General features: G+C 33.1%; 16 protein-coding genes. 8 read left to right on the top strand and 8 right to left on the bottom strand.

The features are described 5' to 3' along the window. Positions 1-216: 216 nt before the first annotated feature. The 6 genes from ACSVDA_RS02190 to ACSVDA_RS02165 all read right to left on the bottom strand — a co-directional run bounded on the left by ACSVDA_RS02190 (position 217) and on the right by ACSVDA_RS02165 (position 5,405). Positions 217-1,152, bottom strand: a complete 936-nt coding sequence (locus tag ACSVDA_RS02190; protein ID WP_485880472.1) for a F510_1955 family glycosylhydrolase — start codon at positions 1,150-1,152, stop codon at positions 217-219. A 28-nt stretch (positions 1,153-1,180) separates the two neighbouring features. Continuing rightward, positions 1,181-2,839, bottom strand: coding sequence for a 4Fe-4S binding protein (locus ACSVDA_RS02185; RefSeq protein WP_485880470.1), 1,659 nt, complete (start codon positions 2,837-2,839; stop codon positions 1,181-1,183). Between the two features lie 162 nt (positions 2,840-3,001). Continuing rightward, positions 3,002-3,331: a hypothetical protein gene (locus ACSVDA_RS02180; RefSeq protein ID WP_485880469.1), complete on the bottom strand. Its 330-nt coding sequence runs from the start codon at positions 3,329-3,331 to the stop codon at positions 3,002-3,004. Positions 3,332-4,179: 848 nt separating this feature from the next. Continuing rightward, positions 4,180-4,389 carry a hypothetical protein gene (locus ACSVDA_RS02175; protein WP_485880468.1) on the bottom strand — a complete coding sequence of 70 codons (210 nt, stop codon included), beginning with the start codon at positions 4,387-4,389 and terminating at the stop codon, positions 4,180-4,182. Between the two features lie 527 nt (positions 4,390-4,916). Further along, positions 4,917-5,108 (bottom strand): hypothetical protein, encoded by a 192-nt coding sequence (locus tag ACSVDA_RS02170; protein ID WP_485880467.1) that lies wholly within the window; start codon positions 5,106-5,108, stop codon positions 4,917-4,919. 60 nt (positions 5,109-5,168) lie between these two features. Beyond that, positions 5,169-5,405, bottom strand: a complete 237-nt coding sequence (locus ACSVDA_RS02165) for a hypothetical protein (RefSeq protein ID WP_485880466.1) — start codon at positions 5,403-5,405, stop codon at positions 5,169-5,171. Between the two features lie 335 nt (positions 5,406-5,740). On the opposite strand from ACSVDA_RS02165, the gene ACSVDA_RS02160 reads away from it, so the two are divergent. After that, entirely contained in the window at positions 5,741-7,558 is a 1,818-nt protein-coding gene (locus tag ACSVDA_RS02160; protein WP_485880464.1) for a sulfatase family protein, read from the top strand. A 537-nt stretch (positions 7,559-8,095) separates the two neighbouring features. Here ACSVDA_RS02160 and ACSVDA_RS02155 read toward each other — a convergent pair. Then, complete coding sequence (locus tag ACSVDA_RS02155; RefSeq protein ID WP_485880463.1) at positions 8,096-8,830, bottom strand: hypothetical protein; 735 nt, start codon at positions 8,828-8,830, stop codon at positions 8,096-8,098. Positions 8,831-9,462: 632 nt separating this feature from the next. Between ACSVDA_RS02155 and shc the strand changes: the two genes are divergently transcribed. From shc to ACSVDA_RS02125, 6 genes are all read left to right on the top strand, one after another. Continuing rightward, entirely contained in the window at positions 9,463-11,346 is a 1,884-nt protein-coding gene (shc, locus tag ACSVDA_RS02150) for a squalene--hopene cyclase (protein ID WP_485880461.1), read from the top strand. 112 nt (positions 11,347-11,458) lie between these two features. After that, positions 11,459-11,662 carry a hypothetical protein gene (locus ACSVDA_RS02145; RefSeq protein WP_485880459.1) on the top strand — a complete coding sequence of 68 codons (204 nt, stop codon included), beginning with the start codon at positions 11,459-11,461 and terminating at the stop codon, positions 11,660-11,662. A 422-nt stretch (positions 11,663-12,084) separates the two neighbouring features. Further along, positions 12,085-12,624 (top strand): HD domain-containing protein, encoded by a 540-nt coding sequence (locus ACSVDA_RS02140; protein ID WP_485880457.1) that lies wholly within the window; start codon positions 12,085-12,087, stop codon positions 12,622-12,624. Positions 12,625-12,843: 219 nt separating this feature from the next. Further along, complete coding sequence (locus ACSVDA_RS02135; protein WP_485880455.1) at positions 12,844-13,578, top strand: alpha/beta hydrolase; 735 nt, start codon at positions 12,844-12,846, stop codon at positions 13,576-13,578. Between the two features lie 200 nt (positions 13,579-13,778). Continuing rightward, entirely contained in the window at positions 13,779-14,294 is a 516-nt protein-coding gene (locus tag ACSVDA_RS02130; RefSeq protein WP_485880453.1) for a YjcG family protein, read from the top strand. A gap of 4 nt (positions 14,295-14,298) precedes the next feature. Further along, a complete protein-coding gene (locus ACSVDA_RS02125; RefSeq protein WP_485880452.1) occupies positions 14,299-14,724 on the top strand; it encodes a GNAT family N-acetyltransferase in 426 nt (141 codons plus the stop codon). 366 nt (positions 14,725-15,090) lie between these two features. Here the strand turns inward: ACSVDA_RS02125 and ACSVDA_RS02120 are convergent, their stop codons facing one another. Continuing rightward, positions 15,091-15,567 carry a GNAT family N-acetyltransferase gene (locus ACSVDA_RS02120; RefSeq protein WP_485880450.1) on the bottom strand — a complete coding sequence of 159 codons (477 nt, stop codon included), beginning with the start codon at positions 15,565-15,567 and terminating at the stop codon, positions 15,091-15,093. A gap of 749 nt (positions 15,568-16,316) precedes the next feature. On the opposite strand from ACSVDA_RS02120, the gene ACSVDA_RS02115 reads away from it, so the two are divergent. Next, positions 16,317-16,991, top strand: coding sequence for a DUF421 domain-containing protein (locus ACSVDA_RS02115; RefSeq protein WP_485880449.1), 675 nt, complete (start codon positions 16,317-16,319; stop codon positions 16,989-16,991). Positions 16,992-17,005: the final 14 nt, after the last annotated feature.

The raw sequence follows: 17,005 nt of genomic DNA, 5'->3' as shown, positions 1-17,005 counted from the left end.
TTCTTATGTTCAATACGTTTATGTTGCTAATAGTGAAGGACTAGTAGCAACAAAGTTTATGCAACCAGCTTATGTTATTTATCGTTACTATCTTCGAAATTAATAGAGAAATTTTGCAGATTCTTAAAGCATTTTGTTAATTTCAAATATGTAATACTCAACATTTCTTAAATATAGAAAAGACCCAACTAATATGTCGAGTCTCTTCTATAGCTGTTATTTAATAGTTCCAGCATCTATCGTCTGCTTCCAATTTTCCCCACCGTCTTCAGTCACATACACAGAGTTGTTAAATGTTGTTCCTGACATTAAGTTATTATTATCCGCATTTATAGATATATTATTGACTGCATCCTCTCCCAAGTCTAGACCAATGTAATCCCAAGTCTCGCCATTGTCGTTACTTTTCATAATACCTGCTTCATTTTGTGTAATTGAGTAGCTCACTAAGTCCTTGCTTTCATTTGGCATAACTGTAATTGCAGTAATTAAGCGGTTTCCATCTAATAACTCCCATGTCTTTCCACTATCTTCAGAACGCATGACACCATTTTGTGTTCCAGCCAATAGTACACTATCATTATTCGGCAGTGAGATTAATGTGTAAATTTTATGAAGGTCATCTGGTAAGCCAACTGGCTCAATTTTATCCCAATTTTCGCCACCATCAATTGATTTAAAAATACCTGCCCCATATTTGCCACTACCCATTTGATTCAAACCATATATAATATCAGTATTTGAATAATTTGCATCTAAAATGTGAAAATCAATCTTGCCTTGTAACGATACTTCTTCCCATGTAATTCCATTATCAGTACTTTTTAAAAGTCCTAGAGGATCTGGAAGGTTTGATGACTTCCCTGGATGACCGCTTGTTATCATTTCACCATTCGATAGTGCATGATAACCCATAAAATCATTATCATGAGAGCTAACAGCATACCATGATTCTCCTTTATCACTAGTGGAAATCATTCCTTCATGTGTAGCAACAAAGATCGTATCATCCTGATATGATAACCCGTGCATATGTTCAATTTTTTTGCCACCTTCTATTTTTGAAGGTTCTGTAGTTTGTTCATTGGAATTACAGCCAACAAGTACTACTCCTACTAATAAAATTGGAGCAATTGTCTTTAACATTTTCATATATATTAGTCTCCTTCTAGAAAAAAATTTAATGCACTCGGTGATCCATTGGCAATGCAAACAGATAAATATTGACTACTGTAAATACTATCATTAACACATAAAAAGGTAGCTTCTTCTGAATACCATTATAGTTCCCGATACGATATACGGCATAAATCGAGCCAAGCAATCCTAAAACAATAATTGCAAACTGTAATATTTGTACTGTTAAACTTGAACTAATAGCTAAATCACCACTCGCTTTAATACCAAACAACTGGAGCGTATTGTACCAAATTGCTTTCCCCTCGGTCAAAATATGAAATAAATTATGTGCAATATGCCCTGCCAAATCCAGTGGAATAATTGCATAACCAAAAATTACAAAATACTCTTTAATTGTTTGCATGTCCTTTTTAATAGATGATATAAAAGAAGCAAACCACAAAAGGAATAATGGAATAACCATTGATATTATAAATGCAACTGTAAAATTAATTGCATAGCTCGTTGTTCTCGTTAATTGACTTATGTATTGTAGAATATCTTCCCATACAGACAACATCGTTATATTTTGAACAAATACGATTCCCATAATGATAGCTGCTAATGCGGTATGCTCTAACCTTGGCTTTTTTATACCCCATAACTCACTAGTAGGTTTACGAATTGAAACTTGAATCGAATCATTAGGACAAGCTTTAATGCAATTCGCACATAAGTTACAATCCGCACTTGTATCCATTGTTCTTGGAAATTGAAACATAGGACAACCTTCAACTTTGCTGTTACCCCGATAACATGATTGAGTTTTACAGCTTTTACAAATTTCTTCTGTCCCTTTTAATTCAACAATACCAGCTCTAGAATAATTACCTGCAAGACCACCTAGAAAGCATAGTGTCTTACAAAAAGTTCTTCTTTCGTAAACAACAGATGTGATGACGACCATTGTCAACAAGATTAATAATAAATACCCAGATCCTCTAGGTGAATCGACAATACCAAAAACGTGATCACTCCATGTAATTAAAATAAAAAATATGTCAATTAACCAAATACCATACTGTTTTAGAAATTTTGGAACGGGGAATTCACTACCAAAGTATTTTCGAACAATGTCACTTATTTTACCGAATGGACAAACTGCACACCAAAACCTTCCAAACAAGATAAATAAAAGCGGAATAATAGGCCACCAAAGAACCCATGTCATCGTCGTTCCAAAATTCTTATGACCATTTGTTGTACCAGCAACTAACTGAAATACAATGACTGAAAACACAACAATAGCTGTCCATTGAAAAATCCCAGGATACCATTTACTTTTAAGAAAACTGCTTATAATGGGATGAGACAACAAGTTCTTCATTTGTATTCTTTGAATATATGCTTCTTCCGTTTTTCTCTTATGTAATTTTAAAGTGAGACCTAACACTAAAAGCAAGAAGATAATTGTCCCAAATATTCCTAATACAACATAATTTGGAGAATCTACATTTACAATCTCTTCACCGTGAGCATGACCATCGGATTGTTCAAAGAGTTGATTTTTTTGTTCTATTAAAGTACTTTCTCCTCTAAAGCCGTTAATAACTGATGCAATGTCTTCATCATTTCCCGCATCTCCTCCATCTGCATATACGACTATCCCTATACTTAGTAACACTACGAGTAGGCTAAATGCTGATACTTTCTTTAACATCCCTAACTCCTCTATGAAGATATTTTTATTACATTCTAAAAATATCGAGGGAATATGCAGATTTAAAGGATTTTTTTTGAAGAAATAATGTATTTTTTGTTAAAACTTAGTTTGATGAATGATGTAATAAACCTATGTACACCAAAGTCCAAGTCTATTGCCCTAAACAAAAGGTATTAGTTTGATTGATTTTAAACTTTCATTAATACAAATTTTAAATTTAGTGCTTTCATTAATATTCGTAAATTTCCGTATTTCTTTTGGTATATATATTGAACCTCTGGAACCAATCACTACTTGATTTTCTAAGCTTCCATTTCTTCTATTGCTCGTTATTTCTATACACATATCACTATAGTAAACATCCACTACGTTCCCAGGTTCCATATTACAATAATCTCTAAGTTTCTTTGGTATTGTCACAGCATACCCTTTAGTAATAAATATTATTTTATTTTCTTTTTTACGCATATTACTCAACACTGAACTCATCCATTTTATGTAGTTTACACTGAACCACCTTTTTCAATTTTCACACCCCAATAATTAATAAAAGGTTATTCTTGTAGCAACCCTTTTAGTTAGTTCAACAGAGTTATTATAAAATGAAATTTTAAAGTTTTTATGGAGATTTTGGATTCAAATAAAATAGTTGTTAAGTCTCAACAACATTTGGAATGTGAAATACAAGTACCTAAAAAAGAAAATTTTATAAATGGATCTTACACATGAAAAGGCTCTTTTCGTAAACTATGCTGTTATTTATACTAATCTTGAATAATATGATAAGTTTTATGAGAACTCAAAAAATGTAAAAGTAGAAAAGGTGCCCCAAAGGCTAGATGTATAAGTGCTTAAAACGTAGAACGAAAAGCAACAATCCTTGCAAAAACAACCTATGTAACCAAAAGAAAACCTTTTTCGAATTAGTTTTAACAATCTATACTCAACCGACTATCCAAAAATCAATATTATTCATTCACAACAAAAAAACCAGCCAACATACTTAATTATTATAGGACTCATCTACGAATCCTATAATCTTTCAAGTGGCTCGTCATTTTTCATACAATAGTTTTAGAAACAAGGTTCACCCAAACAAGATCATTTTAATATTACATCGTTAATGATGAACAACGATAACGTAATGGAGATATGTATTTGTTCTAATCTAATGGAGACTGTTTGCTAACTATGAGTGTTAGCGATAAGTAACGGATACATATACAACAATAGTTATTTATGTATCCGTTACTCTTTGTTTTCTTTGTGTTTTTTGGCATCCTTCAAATAGACACTTTCCCCATTGATACGTCATGGCTTTAACTTTTATTCTTAATCTACAAGATGGTTAGCAAGAGTTTCCCTTTTGGCAGATGTTCAATACTTAAGTAGCCATTCAGCACTAGAGATTTTATAACAACTGGAACATTGATGTCTGAAAAATGTTCTACTAATTCTCGTCTATTGAATTCAACTGCTGCTTTGCCTTCATTTTTAAAAATAACTTTTAGTTCATCAAGTATAATTTGTTCCTCTTTCGTTAACAATGCTTTCACTCCTTTTTTGGTTTCATGACAGGATAATAGCTAAACTGTAAAATGGTTCTTGTATAACGGACTAACCACTTACGAGATCCTCCATGATGAGGTATTATTAAAGGATTGTGACATTATCTTAAGGCATTTCAAGTGAATACATAACAATTTTTTTGTTTGTTGGTTTTTCGCACAGATTATTGATTTTATATTAGGCTTCTTTTAAGTTCACCGCATCTTTATATTTAATTTTTTTGGAGTTCGGATAAAACCACATGTTACTGTTCATGATTAATAAAAATGTAATCAAGACTTCGCAATGAGCCTATTTATAAAATATATTGATTTTCAAATAATTTAGAACATCCACGATTAACAATGACTATTTAATTTAGTGAAAGTTTACTAGAAACAAAGATATGTAACTATTTCGTACCTATACTATAGTTGAAACTTACTTTCTATTGTCTTATCTGATTTTATATGACGATATTTGAAGAATCTGAGATATTACTTCTATTCAATAACTGTTTTTTTATCTATAATGACTCATACCAATCCTTTAATTGATGATTATTTATTATACTTTCTACGCTTAGTATTTGCGGCTTAAAACCACCTAATTCTACTATATCTATTCCTCCGTCACTGTTTCTCACCAAAAAGAAATCCTCAAATGGGGTGCCTACTATCTCAATTGCTGTTTGACTATATGAATCAACATAAAACATTTCAATCGTCTTTCTATCGCTTATACTGACTCGTTTTGTTTTACTATTTGCTTGTACATTTTATAGTGAGCCAGATATATCAAGTTTTTTGAGTGTCGAACCACCCATATTTTCGTAGATCTTGAATACCACATTCATTACCTCAGCAAGACCAAATAACAAAAAACTATTTATAACACAGGCAATTAAAAAAGCCCCTCCAAAAGATAATAGTTGTGTATCATTTGCCAACCAAGCACCTATAATTATCCCTATACAAATAGTAAATACGCCTAAAAATCGTAAAACACCTGTCACTTTATTTTTAATTATTATCCTCCAATACAACTATTTAACAATTATTTTATCAATATTTCGATTTTTTCGATATATATTGTTTATTACGCTCAATACAACCCTCACTTTTTAATAACGGTGTTTATTCTTTGTCAATCGAGGGTGCTAAATGAAGAAATGATACGTTTTCGAAAGAGTGAAAAATATCTCTCACCAAGCATTAGGTCATGGAATGTTAAACAGCTTATTCACAATGATTCTAGAATGATAACTTTATAACTAACATATAGTGAAGATGAATTAAAGTATATGAGAGTACCTTTTACCCTGATCACAATATATGGAGGTTATGCTTAGTGGATCACGAGTTGACAACAAGTTCAGACCGCAAAAATGCCCAAAAAGATAAGCCAAACTTTCTTATTTTAATGGTTGACCAAGAAAGATTTCCATCAATTTATGAAAATGAAGAACTCAAATTATGGAGAAAAGAAAATATTATTGCGCAAGAGCTTTTACGTGAGAATGGATTTGAGTTTAACAATCATTATGCTGGGAGTACAGCTTGCTCACCAAGTCGTGCGACATTGTATACTGGACAATACCCTTCCCTACATGGGGTAACTCAAACGAGCGGTGTAGCGAAAACTGCGTTTGACCCAGATTTATTCTGGTTAGACCCAAATAGCGTTCCAACGATGGGTGACTATTTTCGAGCTGCTGGGTACCGCACTTTTTGGAAAGGGAAGTGGCATGCTTCTGATGAAGATATTCTCATTCCTGGTACGAAAGATGCTTACCCAAGCTATACATTGACAGGAATACCTGATGAAGAGAAGGTTCGAAAATATTTGAACGCTGATCAATTGGATAAGTTTGGGTTCTCGGGCTGGGTGGGTCCTGAGCCTCATGGTTCAGCTCCTCGAAATTCAGGATGTTCAGCAGCCATAGGCGTCAGTGGACGAGATATTGTCTATTCTGCAGAAGTTGTTGCATTGATTCAGTCTCTCGAATTACAAGAAGAAAATGATGCACCATGGTTGATAATGAGCTCATTTGTAAATCCACATGATATCGCATTATTCGGAATCGTTACAGAATTAAGTGCACTGTATAATTTTAAAGTAGACCCTTCTGTTCCGTTCATTCCTCCTGCTCCAACTGCAAAGGAATCATTATATACAAAACCCATTGCACAAGAGAGCTATCGAGTTACTTATCAGAAAGCATTGCAGCCTCTAAGAGACACACTCTTTTATCGCCAGTTGTATTATTCTTTACAAAAAGAAGCCGATCAAGAAATGTTGAAAGTATTTCAAGCACTTCAAAAAACTAATTTTTATGAAAATACAATTGTCATTTTCTTATCTGACCATGGAGAATTACTAGGTGCACACGGTGGATTATTTCAAAAGTGGTATAACACCTACGAAGAATCTATTCATGTCCCTATGATTATTCACAGTCCTAAGCTGTTCTCTGGTCGACAAAGTACAGATCGGATAACGAGTCACGTTGATGTTCTACCAACTATGCTAGGCTTAGCTGGTATTAATCCAATGGAAATCCAAGAGAAGCTGAGGCCAGATCATACTGAAGTACATCCTCTAGTTGGTCGTGACCTTACCCCCCTGTTAAAAGGAAGAAAGGATTTTTACCGTGACGATGAACCGATTTATTTTATGAGTGATGATGATGTGACAAAGGGATTGAATCAAGTCACATTATCAGGAGAACCGTATGAATCAGTCGTCCAGCCGAATCATATTGAAGCGATTATTACGATGTTACCTACTGGTATGGATAAAAAAAGAGAGAGATGGAAGCTTAGTCGTTATTATGATAATCCACAATTTTGGAGTGATCCTGGGTGTGAGGATAACACAACTGTCCAGAGCTCTGCGATTAATACAACTTCGAATGAGCAATGCTACCTTTGCTTAACGAAAACAAAGTATAATCCAGTTCCTGATCAATTTGAACTATACAACCTTACTAATGATCCGTTAGAAGAAAAAAACCTAGCTAACCCTGCCTTCGAAACTCCAGAATCAATTATAGTCCAGAACCTTCTTATTTCAGCTCTTGAAGAGCAATGTAGCCAAAAGAGAATATCACCATCAAGTGGAGTTGTACCTGGTATGCCATCTTGTAATTGCAAAAGCTCTTCATAGTTTGCAATGTGTGCATAATAGATTGTATACGTGAACTACTTTGCGAAGTAGGTTTGCATTGTAGTTTCTTTTTTGATTTGTATTCAATACTACATTCTCAGTATCAAATTAAATCTAAAGGTTGTTTTTCTTGCTCAGAAATAAACACCTGGCATTTGTTCTTCCTTCATGTGAATGACACTTCCAAAAAATCAAACAACACTTTTTTACGAATGAATGCTAATAAATTATATAGCTAAGATAGTGAATTGTAGTGTTGAATATCCAACAGATGACTTAGAAAGTTAATCTATTAGACGTATTTATAAATTTGCTGAATATCCATCCGATAGATTAAATGTTTGAAGTTTCCTGACTTCTCATTATTTATAGATGCATCTAATCATGTACTGGGTAAAATTTTTCTTGTGTTATTTTTTCCCTTCCCTACCCATAAAAACATCTATCTATATGTATTACCTCCATGGAAATATGTAGGTTTAACATAATTAAATGATGTTTATTTAATCTTTATTGCCATTCTAATTCGTACTTTTGTTACCCTAATCGAAGCTCTACTTTTTCAGCTTTCATGATGCCATTATCATATTCGTATGTAATGACAATGTTACCATAATAATGATTTGGTTTTTCTTCTACCAATAATATAGCCTTAAGTGTATTGTCTTCTATCGTAAATTTGACAAAATGGTCCATTGATAGTTGGGGTAACTCTTCTTTAGAATCTAGCTTATTATTTGGGATGAATGTACTTTTACCATCTACTACTAAAACTACTCCTCTCTTCGTTCTCTTCATATTAACTTTTTGAGCTGCGATGGTTCGTGGATTCTCTATATAAATTTCTTTTACGACATCTGTTTTGTCAACTAATGTTCTTTCTAAAACATGTGCTTCATTTATATAAACACCTTTGTCTCGGTCTGTGGTGAGGACAACAATAATCTCCTCCTGACCGGTATTTGTTACATCAATAGAGTACAATTTTGGTTGAAAATCATGATCTGTGACATTCATCCAATGCACAAATTCTTTGTTTCGTTTTCCTACCGTAAGTTGAAAATATTTAAACCACTCGTCTTCTTTAATCGCTTGCAATGTAACATTAGCTTCAGGTAAATTAGCTACTTTTATTCTATCTTGAACATAACTATTGCTTGAAAATTTGATCATTTTTCCACTCGACATATTATAAGCAAATACAGGGGATTCCATTTGACATAACAGAAGTACAAATACTAGCATGCTACATAAAATACGAACCCATTTCATTGTTACGCACCTCACAATTAAAATTATTTATCCTACAAGGAACTAACACGTATACACCTAAACTTAATGACAAGTTCAACATTCCACATTTTTACATTTTTTACCTTAAATTCTTTTAATGTTCTAATCGAAGTCAATTTGCTACAAAGTTTATACAAAACTCTCCCCTCTTGTACTATTACGATTATTTCAAACAATCATCTCCTCAACTAATGATGGTAAACATCTTTTACTAATTGCTGTTTTCGTATAGAATGTAGTGTTTCGTACTAAAAAAATAAACACGTATTTAACTAGTTTTCGGGAATCTTTCTTCTATAAAACGATAACTGTTGAATGAAGCAACATCTTTATCTTCTATTTTAGGAACTGTAGCAACAACGTTTATAAAAAGAGGCTTTCTGATTGACTGATTTTACTTAATAACTGTAATAGAAGTAGATCGTGTGAAAATGCATGTACAGTTTCTTTCATTTCTTACTCACACATATCTATTCTCAGTATTTAAATGATTTTTTTATAGTATTGTTTTCCTGTCACGTCAATATGTACAAGCATACATGAATATATAGTAAGAAGGTTGTTTTAAAAAGCTGATCAACCCTTTTACCAGGCTAACCACTTTATAAGGAGTGATTATTTTGTTTTCAAACGAAGAAATTCGTGAAGAAATTACAACTATGGTTCATGACCTCCATGAAATACAATATACAGATGGGACTTGGCGATTTTGCTTTGAAGGTCCTCCATTAACGGATTGTTATACTATTATTTTGTTACATTGCCTTGGTATAGTTGATGAATCATTAACATCAAAACTTGCAAATCGATTATTGAGTATACAAAGTGAAAATGGTACTTGGAAACTGTATGAAGATGAGCAAGATGGAAATTTATCGGCGACCATTCAATGTTACTTCGCCTTATTATGCTCAAAAGCTGTGAAAAAAAGTGATGCAAATATGAAGAAAGCAGAACGATACATTAAATCACAAGGTGGGTTGACTAAGGCTCATTTTACTACTAAGTTTATTCTCTCTGTATGTGGCCAATATCCTTGGCCTACAGCATTTTATATTCCTATGTCAATATTAATGCTTCCAAAATTATCGCCACTTAGCATTTATTCAATTAGTAATTATGCCCGTATTCATTTTATTCCTATGGCTATTTGTGGAAACAAACGCCTTTCACTTCGCTCTAATCATACACCAGATATAAGTCATCTATTCACCACACCTCCTTCTTTATTCACACAAAGCTGGATTAGAGAAAGTAGACTATCACATGAGTTCTTAACACAGCTTAAAAAACTTGCTAGCTATCCGCTACATATCCATGAACAAGGATTAAAAAAAGCTGAAAAGTTTTTACTAGACAGAATTGAAAGTAATGGAACTTTGTATAGTTATGCTGCCTCAACTGTCGTCATGGTTTTTGCACTATTAGCATTGGGATACACGAAAGATTCACCGGTTATCCAAAAAGCAATTAAAGGGTTGAAATCTCTCAGTTGCCAAGTTGACAACCAAGTTCATATTCAAAACTCACCCTCAACTGTATGGGATACAGCCTTATTAAGTTATGCGCTCCAAAAAGCAGGAGTTAGTGCAGATGTTTCAATGATACAACGTGCTAATGAATACCTACTGTCCCGTCAGCATAAAAAATATGGAGACTGGGCAGTACACAATCCCAATGCAGAACCAGGTGGATGGGGTTTCTCAGATATAAACACCATTATTCCAGATATTGATGATACAACCGTAGCACTAAGAGCTATCACATCTACTGCTCAAACACAACACCATTTTCAAGTCGCATTATTGAAAGGGCAGAAGTGGCTTCTGTCTATGCAAAATAATGATGGTGGCTGGCCATCATTTGAAAAAAACGTTGACCAAAAATGGTTAGCTACGGTACCAATCGAAAACGCTAATTTTACATTGCGTGACTCATCAACAGCTGATTTAACAGGACGTACACTTGAATATCTGGGAAACTTTGCTGGCTATGACAAAGAACAGCCACAAGTAAAAGAAGCAGTGAATTGGTTAATTAACAACCAAGAAGAGAATGGCTCTTGGTATGGAAAATGGGGTATTTGTTACATTTATGGAACATGGGCTGCTATTACAGGTTTGAGGGCAGTTGGTATCCAAGCAAATCATCCTTGTATACGTAAGGCAATTCGTTGGCTTAAAAATATTCAAAATAATGATGGTGGATGGGGAGAGTCTTGTCGTAGTGCTGAAGTCGAACGTTTTGTACCTTTGCAATTTAGTACACCTTCTCAAACTGCATGGGCTTTAGATGCATTGCTCACTTCTGATTCAAAAATGGAAAGGTCGATTCAAACTGGAATACAATTTTTAATTACAAATAACTATTCTTCTACGCAACTCACCTACCCTACAGGCACCGGATTACCCGGTCAATTTCACACACAATACCATAGCTACAATACAATTTTTCCACTAATAGCACTGTCAAATTATATATTGACAGAAAATTGACAATAATAAAGTAACAAAGAATATATTTTCTGGATTTTTTCTCCTATATAAAAAGAAGCTTTTTGAGATTTTATCTAAAACAGTTAATTAATCTATAAGGGGTTGTTACATCTTGTATCGATTATTTTTAAGATGTTTAGAGCTAAAGCAACCGATAGAAGTCATATACATGTCTAAATCTGGTCAAATAACACAAAGGATTTTACGGGTTGAACAAGTAACACCGAGTTATGTGAAAGCGTATTGTATGTTACGTCATGAACAACGAACATTTAATTTAGCAAATATTTTATCGGCAATCCCAGTTTCACAATGAAAATAAGGCTCGTTTCGTAGTAGGTGAACATCATTAATTTATATATATAACTTTTATCTTTTAAATTAGAGGCTGCTTTCGCATCAATTGTTGCTTTTCGTAATATGCTGTTATCTTATAGAAATTTGTTTTCTCTACTAAAAAATATTCACGTATACAACTAGGTTTCGGGGCATTTTTCCTTCTATAAAATTATAACTAGAACTGCTAAGTAACCTTCTATTTTAAGAACCATAACACGAAAGTTTACGAAGAAAGCCAAAATAGAAGAGTTGTATAAGTGTGCAACACAACTAAACAATGTGAAAGCACCGTAAAATTTGTAATTAATACAAAATAACTATTCCAATCACCGTGTTTTTTTGTTATTCTAAAAAGAAACACTTTTTTATTTAACTACAATAGAATGGAGGAGAGCACCTATGAGAGAAGTGACCTTAACAGACCTATTTTTACACCCGATTGCACAAAAATACCTCAATCGTTCTGGAGTCGCTCATGCAATTTCCACCTCCTACCATGCCTTTCATTTAGCAATACAGTATAAAGTTGATGTAGATTTAGCTACAAAAGCAGCACTCTTACATGATATCGGCCATTATGAGTGGTATCAAGACGGCAAATGGGACTTTGAGCAATATCGTCAAAATGATATACATGCGATCAAAGGAGCCGAACGTGCACATAAACTATTAATCCGATTAGGAGAAAAACCTACGAATGCGAAGCAAATTGCATTAGCAGTATTGCTGCACACAGATTCTTACCTTCCTGAAGGCAAGCTAAATACAGATGACTTACAACAGGTTGTAAAATTAGCTGATGAGGCTGACGAAGAACCAAATGGTGAACACCACTATCGAACAATTGAGAAAAAGCTGGCGCTAATGAAAATCAAAAACTTAGATTCACTCATTGATCGCTATTTACAAAATACTACCAGCTTTAAAGAAGCCAATTAATGACAGCAACTACTTCAATTACACACCGTCATACACATGTCATTTAAGTGGGCATAGCGATGGTGTTCCTTTCCGCTTGCCTTTTTACTTCCTTTAACTTTATTCTATCATTTATGATCTCTCACACCCTCCTATCATTTTAATAACAGCATTATACCGTTGTTTATGGTACAATTTGATGATATTAACGTACTATGACAGCTGTAGGAGGTTTATCACATGAACGGTATGAAAGGTAAAATTAAAGAAGTGACTTTAATGAGTGAAGCCCTTAATGAAGAAGTACAAATTCTCATATATGAACCTGTGAATTTTTCACCACTGTATAAGTATCACGTATTAATCGCACAGGATGGCCAGGATTACTTAAATCTAGGAAAAATCGCCAGAGTGGCAGATCATCTACTCTCTAAAAAACAAATAGATAACACGATTATAGTAGCTATACCTTATAAGGATGTGAAGGACCGAAAAGAAAAGTATCATCCAAATGGAGAAAAACATCAGCAATATATACGCTTTCTAGCAAATGAGTTAACACCATATATCGATAAAGAATATCCAACATTCAATATGGGTATGGGGCGTATACTTTTAGGTGATTCATTAGGTGGAACTGTATCGTTGTTAGCTGCACTAACATATCCACATACATTTGGAAAAATCATTATGCAATCCCCATATGTGAACAACCATGTAATTGATAAGGTAAAAGATTTCAAACTTCCTCATCAATTAGAGCTTTATCACGTAATTGGAAAACAAGAAACAGAAGTAAAGACAACCGATGGACAAATAAAGGATTTTATAAAACCGAACAGAGAATTACATGACGTAATGAAGAAGAAATCCTATCCGGTTTTTTATAATGAATTTGATGGGGACCATACGTGGACTTATTGGCAACCTGATCTTAGTCGCGCGCTTAAAATGATGCTGTCTATGACAAGATAATTCTTTAAATAGCTAATATATAATTTTCACTTATTTTGCTATAATAGAAATTATTATATTCAAACATTTTAATAGCATGTAGTCAAAGAGGTAGATGCATTTATTCTAATTGGTTGTTTCGGAGCCTGCCGATGTACAAACATATGTGTAAAAGATGAGTATAATTAAAGAAAAACACTTTAAGAAAAGGAGCTGAAATCATGAAATACGGAATTGTATTATTCCCTTCAAAACAACTTCAGGATAAAGCGAACTCATACCGAAAGAGATATGACCCTAATTATTCACTTATTCCGCCACACATTACGCTCAAAGCGTCATTTGAATCAGACGATAACGATATGAAAGAGATGGTTGAACAATTAAAGGATATAACTGAAAAAGTTCAGCCGTTTAATCTACACGTGTATAAATTTAGCTCGTTTTCACCTGTCAATAACGTCATTTATTTAAAGGTTAACCCTACACCTGAATTATTAAATTTACATGAAATGCTTCATTCTGGCTTATTTGCAGACGAACCTGAATATGCATTTGTACCTCATATTACGATAGGACAAAAACTATCGAATGATGAACATTCTGACGTTTTTGGTAGATTAAAAATGACAAATGTAAATTTTGAAGAAAAAATTGACCGTTTCCATTTATTATATCAATTAGACAATGGACAATGGACTGTTTATGAAACATTTCAGTTTGGAAAGGATTGTTAACTGTTTGAAAGTAAAAATAGCTACTACTAACGATGAATATAACGATGCATTATTGGTCCGCAGACAGGTCTTTATCGAAGAACAACAAGTTTCTGAAGAAGAAGAAATAGACAACTTAGAAAATGAAGCAACACACTTTGTTTTGTATGATCATAATCAGCCAATTGGTGCCGGTCGCATTCGCCAACTTGAAAACACGGGTAAAGTAGAGCGTATTTGTGTTCTTTCAACTAGCCGAAAAAAAGGTAGTGGGAAAATGATTATGGACAAAATTGAACAATATGCTATTGATCAAGGAATTGATAAATTAAAGTTAAACTCTCAAACCCACGCAGAACAATTTTATAAAAAACTTGGGTATGAAACAGTCTCTGAAGTTTTTATGGATGCAGGAATTCCTCACGTTACAATGGTCAAACAATTAACATAACGTCTATAAAATACAGTGTACATTACGCTAATAACGAAAAATAGTTATTAGCGCTTTTTTATTTATCGTCATCAAAAATAGCGATATTTTCATTGACATTCATTTATGTCTTTGTGTTTGGTTTTACCTATGTTACTGATGTTTTATTACTAACCAAACTATATAACGTTCCTTCTGATCCAACTTTCGTTAATGCTTCAAAAAAAGAAATTCTCCCTTTTGGATATTTTTTTACCAATGATTTTATAGATATGTTAATAAATTAATATTATTTCTCAATATTAATAAAGCCATTGAAAAAAGCTATTTGATTTATTACAGAAAAACTCGAATTGTTGAATAACATTTTATAACAAATCATGTATATTACAGCGATAATTTCATAACAAACTGTTCCCCAATTGGACCGCTTTTTCTCCTACCTGTGTCTTCAAATCCTACAGTTGCATAAAGCTGTTGAGCAGGAACATTTTTATGATTGACAGCCAAAACAATTTCATTACAATTAGGAAATTCAGCTTTAACAAAATCGCTTAAGACGATCATACCTTGTTTGGCATAACCTTTTCCTTGATGCACATGATCAACAGATAATGCGGTTAACAACATAGCTTTCGGGTTAACTGAATACTCCTTTACTCGTTCAGTCGAATGTAATAAAAAGAAACCTACAGGTACATTATTATTAACAATCATAATTCTATGTTGTCCTTCTGTCACCTCCAAAACCTTACTAGGCAATGCAGTAAACTTCACTTGTTCTTCGGGGAGTTTAAAAGAAGATAAGTTTTCCAAATATTCATCCGAAAAATGTTTTAACTCAATGCAATCAATTTTATCCATAGTCTTTTTGTGCTCCTTATTTTCTTTATATTTTATCACAAGTATAACAACAAGAACATATATTCGTTTTGTTATTGTATTATTACTACAAGTTTTGTTTAGCAATTCTAGACGATGAGGATATAATTAGGCTACTCTTTCCTACCCAAATGACTCTACTTCAATATATCGACGACAATCACCCCTAATTCAATTTTCTTGGACTAATTATAGTAAATTAGCAACAAATTTAATAAAGACTATTTTCTAGTTGATTTTCGTACATAAATATAAACACCTAAACATTTTGAACCAGATAAAGTCTTTATGTCCCTGTTCATTTTTACATAATTTACTTAAGAAAAGTGCCTTACTATTCGGCCACTACAAAATAAAGCCCTTGAAAAGATAATAAAAAATTCCTGTCTGTACATCATAATAATGAACTTATAGGAATAGCTAAAGCGACGTTCTTAATAATCATTCGTACATAACCTTGTCATTTTGTAACGCTGTATCGTACTTAAGAAATAACAATTTTTCTTTTTTATAAAGCTGTTTTCGCATTAATTGTTGTTTTTCGTACTTAATCATTAACATATCTACAAAAAATAATGTCAACTGGCTAACAAATAATTTTTTGTTGCTCTAATATTTTCACGTTAGTAACAAAATTTATAAAAAAACCATTTACACTAATAGCAATTGCATAAAACCTAGTTAACTAAAAGCAGCATATTTTTTGATTCATTTATAAAGGTGTGCATAACATGGATTATTATCATATTACAATCGAGATTTTTTTTGGCTTTATTGCGTTATTTTTGGTCACAAAAATGTTAGGGAAATCACAAATCACACAAATTACTACTTTTGATTTCATATCTGCACTTGTACTCGGTGAATTAGTCGGAAACGCTTTATTCGATGAAAATACAGGGTTAGGGCAAATAATTTATTCGGTTGCAATTTGGGGATTATTAATTTACACGATGGAGATGATAACTCAAAAATGGAAGAGAACGAGAGCTTTTCTTGAAGGTAAACCATCAATTGTTATTAACAAGGGACAAATTAATTATAATGAATTAAAGAAAAACAAACTTGATATTAATCAATTACAACACCTTCTACGAACAAAGGATGCATTCTCTATTCGGGAAGTTGAATACGCATTACTTGAAACAGATGGAACTGTTAACGTTCTTAAAAAATCCAAATATGCTGCTCCAACACGTGATGATATGAATTTATCTAAAGAAAATGTTGTACTATCAAATACTCTAATTAGTGATGGGGAAGTACTATGGGAAAATTTAGAGGAAGTTGGCTTCGATACAAATTGGCTTCAAGGGCAAATTCAAGTTCACGGTGCAACAAAGTTTTCAGAAATACTATACGCAGAGTGGAGAGAAGGAGAGGGATTACACGTCCAGAAGTATTAATGCCTCTCCTTTCT

Origin of the sequence: Cytobacillus sp. Hm23 (assembly GCF_051842895.1) — a bacterium.
Taxonomy (GTDB): domain Bacteria; phylum Bacillota; class Bacilli; order Bacillales; family SM2101; genus Nanhaiella.
This window is presented reverse-complemented; position numbering and strand designations above follow the sequence as displayed.